Here is a 12,016-nt window from a genome sequence, read left to right on the forward strand (position 1 = left end):
AATTAACTTAAGCCAAACGAACTTGCATCCTGACGATCACGATCTGCGACAGTATCTGCATATTTGGTCAACTGCATATGAATACTTTGTAATAAATTTTCCATTTGTTTCACATTACCTTCAAGCTGTTTGTATTGGTCCAAGTAAGCTCGAAAGGCTTCCCCCTGCCATTCTTGGGCAATCACTGAATTCATAGAATTCACCTTACGAATAGCGTCTTCAATTTGTGAAGAAGCAGATTGATAAATTTTCGCCTGAGATTTTAGTTGTTCGGGTGTGACTGTAATAGCTCCTGCCATAAAATCATCTCCTTGTTTTTTACTATCCTTACGTACGGATAATTTAATCCTAAACTAATTTTGGTTCTGATGCAATAAATTTACAAAACTTAGAAAATTAATTTTTCAAATCCATCATTGGCAAAATATTAAACAAGAACGATTAGAATGTCATGTTTATGGAGAACCCATTTCCATTTTTTTTCGTTCTTTTACTATGTTCAAAATGCGACAATTGATTCTAAAAAAGAAACAACAGGAATTAAGCGAATATAAAACAAGTAGAATGATTCAAGATCATTTATACCTTTTGTATCAAGCCATACAAAAAAAACCCAAGTAAAATAAAAAAGAGCTGCTCCCAGCCCTTGTATACTTGAAAAATCTATATCATTGCAGTATAAATTTTTCCGTAATCTATTATAAATTAATGTTCATGAATTCAACAACAATATTTTTGGTTCTGGTGCAAATACTTAGGAAAGATATAAAGAGGCGAAAAGTTTCCTAGTGGAATCTAGTCTTAAGCAGCAATTCCAAATAGTTGCTGGATGAACTTCACTTGATTTTGGACAGACTTGTCCAGTAAAACAAGTTGCCCTTTTTTTACCATATGCATAGCTTCTATTCCAGAAATAATGGATGTAGCTGTGCGAAAGGATTTCAATCCTAACATCGAACGAACTCGCTTTTTAATAAACCGATGATCTTGTTCCACTATGTTATTGAGATATTTCACTTGCCTTAGTTGGATGCCTAATGGCATCTTTTTTTCTTTTCTCAATTCTTCAACCGCTATAGGATAAGCTGGATTCTTATCGACTGTCACGACACGAGGCTCAGAAATATGAAAAGACTGCAAAGCTTTCTTGAAGAATCGCTTTGCAGCCTTATGGTTTCTTGCTTTGCTTAGGTAAAAATCGATGGTATTTCCTTTCGAATCGACAGCACAATACAGGTACATCCATTGACTTTTGACTTTGATATATGTTTCATCGACTCTCCAAGAGTCATTGGTTTGCTTGAGATGACGACGGATTCTTTTGTCTAATTCAGGACCATACTGATGAATCCAACGCATAATCGTTGTATGAACAACGGATAAGCCCCGTTCCTCCACCATTTCCACCAAATCACGAAAGCTCAAGTTGTACCGTAGGTACCATCTTACTGTTTGCAAAATAATATCATGATGATAATGCTTCCACTTGAATAAATTTCGCTTTTCCATACTGATCACGCACCTCTTTTAGAGTAATAGTATCAGTATCTCCAAGATTTATAGATTACTTGCAATTATCTTGAAGTTTTCGCACCAGAGCCCTTTATTCCAAGGCTACAGCTTCCATTTGAATATATTTTCCTTTTCCATACCAATTACACACCCTCTTTAGATTAGTAGTATCAGTATGTCCAAGATTTATAGATTACTTGCAATTTTCCTAGCGTTTTTGCACCAGAAGCAAAAATAACAGTGTTTTATTAGACACTTTATACGAAATATCGAAAGATGGTAACTTATCAAATAAGAGGTTGTAAAACATTTCTGATTAAACTTTATTCCAAATCAATAGTTATATTTTTCGAAAATTCATCTAATTTGTATTATAATATAATTATTAATAATTTATTATGAAATGAAAACTGTCAAATGTTCGGTGGTGTGAGATGAAATATACAAATAATGAACCAATAATGATACGAAAAGACATTGTATATTGCGAGAATGAATTGTTAAAACATGTAAAAGAGGTTTTGGAGAAAGAAGATGTTAAAACTGCGGAAGTGTATGATGCAAAGAAAGGTGATCTGCATTATACAAGTGAGACATTGCGTAAAAAATTCAATTTAGCTTTTCCTCAAATTGTTGTTAAATCAGGTCTATATGATTTAAATAACCATTTAAAGTACATTTCTAAAGAAATAATATATGAACAACTAAATCAAGAGTTTGAGCGCATAGGCTCTACAAGAAAGGGCATTTATAACAGTAAAAGAAATAAAAAACGATACCCTTATAGCGATACTTTAAAGATAAGATTAAATCAAAGTTGGCCAGAAATTTTATTATGTTGCAACCAGCTAATTGAAGTTAAAAAGTATGATGAAATTTCAAAAGAAGTACTGAGAAATGAATATAAAATGATTAGTAAAAAATTAGGTCGTGCTGCTACTATTCCTGAGCTAACTGATCAGACTGCATTTTCATTTGATATATATCGTCAATACTTTTCTACAATGAAAAAATTAAGGGAAGAGTGCGGATTTCGCCATGAATATAAAGGTGGAAAGAAGCCTATTGAATTAAGTACGTGTGAAAAAGAGTTAGTTCGGGTATACCAAAAATACAATAGAAGATTAACTTACAACGAATTAAAAGAAGAGAGTCAAATTAGTATTTCAACCCTGTTTAGACGATTCGAAACTACAAAAATCAATGATATTTGGAATCAAATTGAAAGAAATATGTTTGACATTACTAATATATAAAAAAAAAAGACTTATTGTTGTGGCTATAAAATAAAGTCATACGTTACATTGTTTTATTCCTTTTCGATTAAAGAATTATAAGTAAGCTTTAATCAAACTTTATTCTAAACTAACAACAAGTAAAGAACCCTCTTCGTCAGCTTGAAGAGGGTTCAGGGTTATAGCTACATATTTAGTTTTTTGTGTGAATTTGTGTGAAACCGTTGGAAAATATCTATTCTATTTTGGTAATGTAAATTTCACTTTGTGTCCTTTTGAAATGTCTTTTGCATCTTTATTCATCATAGGACCTAATTCAATCTCAAAGTTTTTGTTTTTCCAAATCTTTTCATATTGCTCTCCATCTAAAATGAAAACCTGTAATAACTCTCCAGATGTTCCAGCTTTAATCGAATCACTATATTTGTAATTTAGTAACATACCTTCGTTAAGCGTATATTGTGCACCATCATTAACACTTAATTTAGAACTTATTGGAGACGGCGAAATATCTTTGGTCTCTTTGTTATCGAGTTTAAATTTAACTGTCAATAAAACAATTCCATTTTTGAAACTTTCAAATCGAGGGGCCTCAACGGAATTTGGTGTGAATTTGGTAAATTGATATCCATCTAATGTAACTTTTGTAGCACCTAATTGTTCACTTTTATTAATGTTTGATTTCTCATTTAGCATTGACTTCTCGCCCATGTTTTCAGCTGTTGCTTTATCTTGATAAAAAGTTTTATCTGTTGTAACTTTTTGATCACCTTGTTTATTTAAACTTAATGCCAAATTTCCAGCACTTCCAATTGGGGTGTCATATTTTCCTTTATTCGCTTGTGCTTCAGGAACTTTGACTGAAACTGTTGATAGCTCTAAAATTTTTGTTAAATCATCTTTACCAAATGGATATGCAATATAACCAGAAATGCTTTCACCAGCTTTTACTAAATAATTATTGCCTGGAGATAGCTTTGTAGGTAATTGTTCTTCCTTTGGAATTAAATCCTTATAGTTACTGTAATCTCTCTGAGCACCTGTAAATGTTATATTTAAATTTGGCATATAATAAACATCTTTATTTGAATCATTCTTTACAGTATAGTGTGCAAGAATAACCCCACCATTTGTTTGGTCGTTAAAAGGGATATTAAAATCGGTATGAAAATCATTTAATTCAACTAATGTGTAGTTGTCAAGTGATACTGAAACATCTTGTAACTTATGTACTTGAGGTTCTTTGTTTTCATAAAGGACTTTCGTTTTCCCTTGTGTTTCTTTTTCCATATATGAGATAAGCTTTGAATAATCGTTTGATTTAGCTTTCGTATCTTTAGATTCTTTTTCTTTTGATGTATCCGTTTTTTCTTCTTTATTTTCTTTTGATGTATCCGTTTTTTCTTCTTTATTTTCTTTTTGTGAATCTTTTTTCTCTTCCTTATTTTCTTTTGTCACATTCTCTTTTTGTTCGGTAGTTGCTTTATCACTTTGACCACAACCAGTTATCATAAGAGCTGTAACCATCGCAACAGAAAATAAAGACATTAATTTTTTTGACATTCCTCTGCCCCCTGTTTTTCCTCTATTATACTTTTAATCTACACAATCAGATGATTGGATATATTCCCCTCCCTATAAGCCCTATGTTTTATTATAGAGAAAGAATTTCCAGTTCGCTACCTTTTTCTAGTGTTTTACAGGGTTCTGGTGCAAAAATCATTTGATAGAGACATAGAAACCTACATAGACTGTTCAATGGCGGATTATGATGCAATTCCAAACAATTTATGTATGAACCTAACTTCATTTTGGGCAGACTTCACCTGTGAGTGAAGTTGTCCTTTTTTCATCATATGCATGGCTTCAACACCACTCAATATAGAGGTTGCTGTTTTAAATGACTTGAATCCCAACATAGAACGCACGCGTTTCTTAATAAAACGATGATCCTGTTCCACTATATTATTGAGATATCTAACTTGCCTTAGTTGTATACCTTCAGGCATATGTTTCTCTTCTTTCAACTCTTGAATCGCTACAGGATAGGCAGGATTCTTATCTACTGTTATCACGCGAGGTTTAGAAACGTACGAAAAAGCCAAGGCTTTCTTGAAAAAGCGCTTGGCTGCTTGTTTATCTCTTGATTGACTTAGATAAAAATCAATTGTATACCCTTCTGAATCGACTGCACGATATAAATACATCCATTGCCCTTTTACTTTGATATATGTTTCATCGACTCTCCAAGAGTCATTTGTTGACTTAAGATGATGTCGTACTTTCTCTTCTAATTGAGGTCCATATTGATGAACCCAGCGCATAATCGTTGTGTGAGCAATTGATAATCCTCTTTCCTCCATCATTTCCACCAGGTTACGAAAGCTCAAATTGTACCGTAGGTACCACCTTACTGTTAATAAGATTAGTTCAGGCTGATAATGCTTCCATTTGAACACATTCTCCTTTTCCATACTGATCACACACCTTTTGTAGAGTAGTAATATCAGTATGTCCAAGTTTAAGAGATTTTTTGCACCATCCATACACCACGCCAATTTATGCTTCCTCTTACGGCAAACTTATGAGTCGAAAAACAAAAACTATTATATTGGTACTTTTTTAAAAATTCTAATTTATATTATAATAAGATCATAAGTTATTTGTTATGCGATGAATCTTATCTTAAAATTGGTGGTGTAACATGTGAAGCATACAATTGAACTACCCCCACTTTCACTTCGTTTAGAAGTGGGGGATTCCTAAGTAAAGAGTTCTATCGAACTCTAATTTATTAGGCTATCTCCGCAGTCCTTGCGGTTAGAAGCCTTATCGCTTCATTCTTTAGATTGATACTTGCGTTAATATCTCTATCATGATGTGTACTACAAGAAGGGCAATCCCATTTACGTAGGTTTAGATTTTTAACGTCTTTGTTTTGATATCCACAACAAGAACATAATTGGCTTGAAGCAAATGTTTTCGATACGACAATGACTTGTTTACCGTACCATGTTGCTTTATATTCCAACATGGTTCGAAACTGTGACCATGATACCTCACTAATCGCTTTTGCTAACTTATGATTCTTTAACATATTCGATACTTGCAAATCTTCTATACCGATAACATCGTGGTTTTTGATGATTTCAGTTGAGATTTTGTCCAAGTAATCTTTTCTAGCGTTTGTCATGTATTCATGAATTCTAGCAACCTTTATTCGTTGTTTATTCCAGCGAGAAGATCCTTTCGTTCTTCTAGAAAGAACACGCTGTGCTTTGGCTAACTTCTCTTCTAATGATCGAAAAAACTTCGGGTTTTTATAGGTTTTTCCATCTGACAAAATGGCAAAATCTTTTAGTCCTACATCAATTCCAATGTAAGAATGTGTTTTCGGAAGTTCTTGCACTTCTGTTTCTACTAACAATGACGCAAAGTATCTGCCAGAAGGGTTCCGTCTAACCGTAGCATTTAAAATACGTCCATTTACTTCACGACTTTTGGCAAATCGAACAAGACCTAGTTTCGGCAATTTAATTTTGTTTCCTACAACGGCAATGTTTTCATTTGTTTGTTTTGTGGTGTAAGATTGTACATTGTTCTTCTTAGATTTGAAACGCGGAGCACTGTTTTGTTTTTTGAAAAAACGTGTATAAGCATCCGCAAGGTTGCGAACAGACGACTGAATAGCAATGCTATCTACTTCTTTTAACCAAACAAACTCTTTCTTCATGGCAGGAAGTTTGGCAGAGCATGTACCATATGTCAAACCGTTTCCTGTTTCTTTGTATGCGTTATCCCATAGAGATAGGAAATGATTGAATACAAAACGAGAACAACCAATCGTTTTATTGATTAGCGTTGCTTGTGCTTTATTTGGATATATACGAAATTTATATGCTTTATTGATAATCATTCGTTTCACCTCCAGTTCGACATGTGTCTATTATACAACAAACATACATTCGATAGGTAGTGAAGTGATAATGACAAATTACCCAGTAACACTTTACATATGTCGAACAATTAAGATGGCTTCATGCCACCCCTTGTCCGAAGCCAATTCATCTCCCACCTACTCACTGGGCTGCGACCCTTCACGTTCCTTGAGGAAGGAGTCTTCTTGGCTAAAATGATAAAGGACTAATAAGACAAGAGATTATATATAGTGAGAGTGATTTATTAGGGCAAGTAAGAGAAGTTTTAGAAAAAAAAGATGTTAAAACTGCGGAAATATATGATGCCAACAAAGGGGATCTGCATTATACAAGTGAAACATTGCGTAAAAAATTCAATTTGCCTTTTCCTCAAATTGTTGTAAATACAGGGCTATACGATCTTAATAATCATTTGAAGTACATCCCTAAAGAGATAATATATGAAGAACTTAATCGAGAATTTAAGCGTATAGGCTCGACAAGGAAAAATATTTATAACAGTAAAAGAAATAAGAGTCGTTTTCCTTATGGTGATACTTTGAAAATAAGATTAAATCAAAGTTGGCCAGAAATTTTATTGTGCTGTAATCAATTAAGTGAAGTAAAAAAGTATGATGAAATTTCAAAGGAATTGCTTAAAGATGAATATAAAATGATTAGCAAAAAATTGGGTCGTGCTGCTACTATTCCTGAGCTAACCGATTGGACTGTATTTTCATTTGATATATATCGTCAATATTTTTCTACAATGAAAAATTTAAAAGAAGAGTGTGGATTTCGCCATGATTATAAAGGTGGAAAGAAACCTATTGAATTAAGTATGTGTAAAGAGGAACTATTTCGACTATACAATAGAAGATTAACTTACAACGAATTAAAAGAGGAAAGTCAAATTAGTATTTCAACTTTGTTTAGACGATTCGAAACTACAAAAATTAATGTTATTTGGAAGCAAATCGAAGAATTTTGTGAGAAATAGTATTCTGTTTAAGAATCCTTTTTACAAGGGTGTATACAAATAATAAATTTGTTAAAAAAATAATAAAGTCCTTTAAAAAATAAAATAGTTATTTAAAAAGATGGTGTGAATTGGAATTTCAAACCATCTTTTATTTGCTATACTGAGTATCTTTATTTTAGTGCTCTTTTAAATTTGCGACCAAAAGTAATTAACATACCTGCAAGGATTGCTAATATGCCTACTGCTGTACCGTTATTTGAACTTGCACCTGTTTTTGGAAGCTCTTTAATGGTATCTTTTTTGTTATCCAAAGTACTACTAGTGTTGTTATTGCTAATATCAGAACCATTTCCAGTATTAGTATTGTTATTGTTATTGTTGCTGTTGTTGTTGTCAGAGACGTTTCCAGTATTAGTGTTGTTATTACTATTATCAGAACCGTTTTCTGTGCCTATATCTTTCACAATTACTTTTTGTGTTGCCGTTACTTCATTTCCGCTTGAATCACGAACTAGAAACTTCACTTCGAAATTACCCGCTTTAGATGTATCAACCTCGCCCATATGAATTACTTTAGAAGTAATATCGCCATCTTCCTTATCGATAGCTTTAACGCCAGAAAGTGGGTTATATTTATCCCCCGCATTAATAGTTACTTCAGTAGGTACCGTTAAAACTGGGACTTCATCTTTAGGCTCTACTGTTTGTTTAACAGTTACAGTTTGCTTAGCGGTAACTGTATGTCCTTTGGAATCTATAACTTTATAAGTTAATTCATAAGTACCAGGTTTAGAAGTATCTACGTTGCCATCAACTATTACTTTATTAGTAATATCGCCGTCTTCATTATCAATAGCTTTAACGCCAGAAAGTGGATTGAATTTATCTCCTACATTAATCGTTGCTCCAGTAGGTACAGTTAATTTTGGTTCCATATCGGGAGTTTCTTCATTTTCTTTTACAATTACGGTTTGTGTAGCTGTTGCATTAACCCCTTTAGAATCGACAACCCAATATTCTACAATATATTTACCAGGTTTAGAGATATCTACATTACCTTCGTATTTAATTTTATTCGTTAAGTTGCCATCTTCCTTATCAGTTGCAGACACACCGGCCATTGGATCAAACTCTTCACCAACACGAAGTGTAGTAGTAAATGGCACAGTTAATACAGGCGCTTCATTTTTTGTTTCTACTTTCTGTTTCACAGTTACAGTTTGTTTAGCAGTAACTGTATGTCCTTTGGAGTCTGTAACTTTATAAGTTAACTCGTAAGTACCAGGTTTAGAAGCATCTACGCTGCCATCAACCATTACTTTATCAGTAATATCGCCGTCTTCATTATCAATAGCTTTAACGCCAGAAAGCGGATTAAATTTATCCCCTACATTGATAGTGGCTTGAGTAGGTGCCGTTAAAACTGGGACTTCATCTTTAGGCTCTACTGTTTGTTTGACAGTTACAGTTTGTTTAGCAGTAACTTTATGCCCTTTAGAGTCTGAAACTGTATAAGTTAACTCGTAAGTACCAGGTTTAGAAGCATCTACGCTGCCATCAACTATAACTTTATCAGTAATGTCGCCATCTTCTTTATCAATAGCTTTAACGCCAGAAAGCGGATTAAATTTATCCCCTACATTGATAGTGGCTTGAGTAGGTGCCGTTAAAACTGGGACTTCATCTTTAGGCTCTACTGTTTGTTTGACAGTTACAGTTTGTTTAGCAGTAACTTTATGCCCTTTAGAGTCTAAAACTGTGTAAGTTAACTCATAAGTACCCGGTTTAGAAGTATCTACGTTACCATCAACTGTTACTTTAGAAGTAATGTCGCCATCTTCATTATCAATAGCTTTAACTCCTGCCATTTGGTCAAAGTTATCTCCTACATTAATCGTTGCTCCAGTAGGTACAGTTAATTTCGGTTCCATATCGGGAGTTTCTTCATTTTCTTTCACAATTACGGATCGTGTAGCTGTCGCATTAACTCCTTTAGAATCAACAACCCAATATTCTACAATGTATTTACCAGGTTTAGAAGTATCTACATTACCTTTATATTTAACTTTATTAGTTAAATTGCCATCTTCCTTATCAGTTGCAGACACACCGGCCATTGGATCAAACTCTTCACCAACATGAAGTGTAGTAGTAAATGGTACAGTTAATACAGGTGCTTCATTTTTTGTTCCTTCCGTCTCTTTAACCTTAACTGGTTGTTTCCTAACTATTGTAAGACCCTTAGAATTAGTAACCGTGTAAGTTACCTCATAAGTACCAGGTTTAGAAGTATCTACATTACCATCAACTTTTATTTTAGAAGTAATGTCACCGTCTTTTTCATCAATAGCCGATACTCCTGCCATTGGGTCAAAGTTATCTCCTACATTAATCGATACTCTATAAGGCAATCTTAATGTAGGTTTCTCCCCCCTTTTAACCAATACAGATACCTGTTTAATTACTGAAAAACCTCTAGAATTAGCAACCGTGTAATCTAAATTATACGTGCCTGGCTCAAAAGGATTTACTTCACCAGCTATGTTTATTTTATCAGTAATATCTCCATCTTTTGAATCATAAGCTGACACTTCCGCCATTGGATCAAATGGATCTCCTACATATATTGTGGTTTCATAATTTACATCTATGCTTGGAAATAAGCTTTCTGGACGTTCTTCTTTCTTGTCTTTTGCTTTTTCCTGTACTGGTTCACTTGCTTTTAATGTACTTGTCGTTTGAGCACTTGCGTTACTTGCCCCTGCAATCATAGATGTAGCTAATGTTGCTGTTGCTACAAATCCTACTAGTTTTTTTGATTTGGCTGTTTTATTCCCCATCTTTAAGTCCCTTCCGTCGTTTGAACTATTAGTATTTTTCAAATATTCATTAACATTTTAACATAATATAACCAATATATGCATAATTTGATTGGTGCATATGTAAACAGTTAATTTGATAGGTGGTTATTGTATCCTTAGAGGAAAAATTAAACAATTTTATTGTCACTCAACAAAGGGTTCTATTTTGTTTGCAAAGGAATACTTTTACAGATGAGCATATAGCTATAAAAAAATACGCCTTCATAAGTACCATTTTAAAATTTTACAGATATCCCTATATCACAGACCTATTTATAGATTTTTTCAAAAGGATTAGACGGAATTTTCGCTTAAATATTTATATAATGTTTAAGCGGATTTTTGGGTAGGTTTATCTAACATTGTATAGAAATATGAACAAGTACAATTTAAACGTACCAAAAGGGAATGACGGAGATGATAAAAAAGTTTAGCGTAGGAGCATATTCTACAGCAATCGTATTAAGTGTTAGTATAGGTTTTTCAGGGATTGTATCAGCGGATAGTTTATCTGCATCTGAACAAGTTACAAATGAAGATTTTGAAGATGGGCTAAATAATTGGGCGTTGTCTAATCCTAATTCTTCTAATGAGAACATTGGTACTTCTGAAATGGGGAATCATTATTTGAAATTAATACATGAAGACAATGCTTATCAGCTTGTTACTATAAAGCCAAACACAAAATATACATTATCATTTGATGTAGCAGGTATTATAGGACCTCCAGCAGAAGTAACAGTAGGCAATTTGGATTCAAATCAAAAAATAGTTCCATTAATAAAAAATCAGTATACAGGTTTCAAGCCAGCCCATCATGAATTTAATTTTGAAACTAGTGAAGGCGTATCAAACTTTGCAGTGAATTTTGCTTTCACAGGAGATGGTAGAGCTAAGTTTGATAATGTACAATTAAAGGAAAAATCTTATATTTTAAACGTTGATTTTGATCGAAATACCAGTTTAGATCCTCTTAAACAATGGGGTTATATAAATTCCAGTATCGAAGAGCATGTAGGCATAAATAATTCTAAAGGAATTCATTTAACAGGATCAAATAGTGGGTTTGAAGGATATGCAACTTTTAAGCCTAATACTACATATATATTATCAGCAAATGGAAAAATAGTGTCCTCGGGACGAAAGGTTATTGTAGGGACAGAAATAGGTGGAAAAACACTGGAGTTCACTTCCTCACAATATGAACAAAAATCTTTTGAATTTACTACTGGAGATACACAGGTTTCAGGAAAAGTCTACATTTATATTCCTTCCGGTGAAAGCTGTGATGCTTATTTTGACGATATTGTATTAGTAGAGAAGTAATATTGATGCTTTAAAATACAACTGTTGATTAAAAAAAGAGGAATGTTTCATAAAAAAGTACTCCTAGATTTATCTAGGAGTACTTTTTTTAGCCTGTTTAGAAAGAATAACGTTTTTTTGTATTAAAATCACTTAAGTTGATGGGCATGGGGTTAACACTTGGTTGTATTTTATTCTTTTTAA

At 33.2% G+C, this 12,016-nt stretch carries 9 protein-coding genes and 1 pseudogene; 4 read left to right on the plus strand and 6 right to left on the minus strand.

Annotation, left to right across the window (positions count from 1 at the left end; genetic code table 11):
- Positions 1-2: 2 nt before the first annotated feature.
- The gene (locus tag MHI07_RS26205; protein ID WP_215582915.1) at positions 3-299 is read right to left on the minus strand and encodes a WXG100 family type VII secretion target; all 297 of its coding nucleotides are present in this window, start codon (positions 297-299) and stop codon (positions 3-5) included.
- Between the two features lie 85 nt (positions 300-384).
- Between MHI07_RS26205 and MHI07_RS26210 the strand changes: the two are divergent.
- Positions 385-609 (plus strand): annotated as a pseudogene (locus MHI07_RS26210) (IS4 family transposase); the annotation flags it as partial.
- A gap of 192 nt (positions 610-801) precedes the next feature.
- Here the strand turns inward: MHI07_RS26210 and MHI07_RS26215 are convergent.
- On the minus strand, positions 802-1,509 hold the full coding sequence (locus MHI07_RS26215; RefSeq protein ID WP_070146120.1) for an IS6 family transposase: 708 nt from the start codon (positions 1,507-1,509) through the stop codon (positions 802-804).
- Positions 1,510-1,946: 437 nt separating this feature from the next.
- On the opposite strand from MHI07_RS26215, the gene MHI07_RS26220 reads away from it, so the two are divergent.
- Positions 1,947-2,768, plus strand: coding sequence for a hypothetical protein (locus tag MHI07_RS26220; protein ID WP_340826958.1), 822 nt, complete (start codon positions 1,947-1,949; stop codon positions 2,766-2,768).
- 219 nt (positions 2,769-2,987) lie between these two features.
- On the opposite strand, the gene MHI07_RS26225 is transcribed toward MHI07_RS26220, so the two are convergent.
- The 3 genes from MHI07_RS26225 to tnpB form a co-directional block, all read right to left on the minus strand.
- Entirely contained in the window at positions 2,988-4,310 is a 1,323-nt protein-coding gene (locus MHI07_RS26225; protein ID WP_340826959.1) for a DUF5068 domain-containing protein, read from the minus strand.
- A gap of 203 nt (positions 4,311-4,513) precedes the next feature.
- Positions 4,514-5,221 (minus strand): IS6 family transposase, encoded by a 708-nt coding sequence (locus tag MHI07_RS26230; protein WP_340826960.1) that lies wholly within the window; start codon positions 5,219-5,221, stop codon positions 4,514-4,516.
- Between the two features lie 320 nt (positions 5,222-5,541).
- Positions 5,542-6,663: an IS200/IS605 family element RNA-guided endonuclease TnpB gene (gene tnpB / locus MHI07_RS26235; RefSeq protein ID WP_215582300.1), complete on the minus strand. Its 1,122-nt coding sequence runs from the start codon at positions 6,661-6,663 to the stop codon at positions 5,542-5,544.
- A gap of 362 nt (positions 6,664-7,025) precedes the next feature.
- Between tnpB and MHI07_RS26240 the strand changes: the two genes are divergently transcribed.
- Positions 7,026-7,664, plus strand: a complete 639-nt coding sequence (locus MHI07_RS26240) for a hypothetical protein (protein WP_252198887.1) — start codon at positions 7,026-7,028, stop codon at positions 7,662-7,664.
- 152 nt (positions 7,665-7,816) lie between these two features.
- Here MHI07_RS26240 and MHI07_RS26245 read toward each other — a convergent pair whose 3' ends face one another.
- Positions 7,817-10,486 (minus strand): immunoglobulin-like domain-containing protein, encoded by a 2,670-nt coding sequence (locus MHI07_RS26245; protein ID WP_340826963.1) that lies wholly within the window; start codon positions 10,484-10,486, stop codon positions 7,817-7,819.
- A gap of 438 nt (positions 10,487-10,924) precedes the next feature.
- Between MHI07_RS26245 and MHI07_RS26250 the strand changes: the two genes are divergently transcribed.
- A complete protein-coding gene (locus MHI07_RS26250; RefSeq protein WP_445661764.1) occupies positions 10,925-11,833 on the plus strand; it encodes a choline-binding protein A in 909 nt (302 codons plus the stop codon).
- Positions 11,834-12,016 lie beyond the last annotated feature (183 nt).

It is taken from the genome of Bacillus sp. FSL H8-0545 (assembly GCF_038006105.1).
Classification (GTDB): Bacteria; Bacillota; Bacilli; order Bacillales; family Bacillaceae_G; genus Bacillus_A; species Bacillus_A cereus_U.

Excerpts from the sequence above, each read along its gene's own strand:
- MHI07_RS26250 (WP_445661764.1), top strand. The coding sequence starts at position 10,925 with ATGATAAAAAAGTTTAGCGTAGGAGCATATTCTACAGCAATCGTATTA.
- MHI07_RS26215 (WP_070146120.1), bottom strand. The coding sequence starts at position 1,509 with ATGGAAAAGCGAAATTTATTCAAGTGGAAGCATTATCATCATGATATT.
- MHI07_RS26220 (WP_340826958.1), top strand. The coding sequence starts at position 1,947 with ATGAAATATACAAATAATGAACCAATAATGATACGAAAAGACATTGTA.
- MHI07_RS26205 (WP_215582915.1), bottom strand. The coding sequence starts at position 299 with ATGGCAGGAGCTATTACAGTCACACCCGAACAACTAAAATCTCAGGCG.
- MHI07_RS26225 (WP_340826959.1), bottom strand. The coding sequence starts at position 4,310 with ATGTCAAAAAAATTAATGTCTTTATTTTCTGTTGCGATGGTTACAGCT.
- MHI07_RS26230 (WP_340826960.1), bottom strand. The coding sequence starts at position 5,221 with ATGGAAAAGGAGAATGTGTTCAAATGGAAGCATTATCAGCCTGAACTA.
- MHI07_RS26245 (WP_340826963.1), bottom strand. The coding sequence starts at position 10,486 with ATGGGGAATAAAACAGCCAAATCAAAAAAACTAGTAGGATTTGTAGCA.
- tnpB (WP_215582300.1), bottom strand. The coding sequence starts at position 6,663 with ATGATTATCAATAAAGCATATAAATTTCGTATATATCCAAATAAAGCA.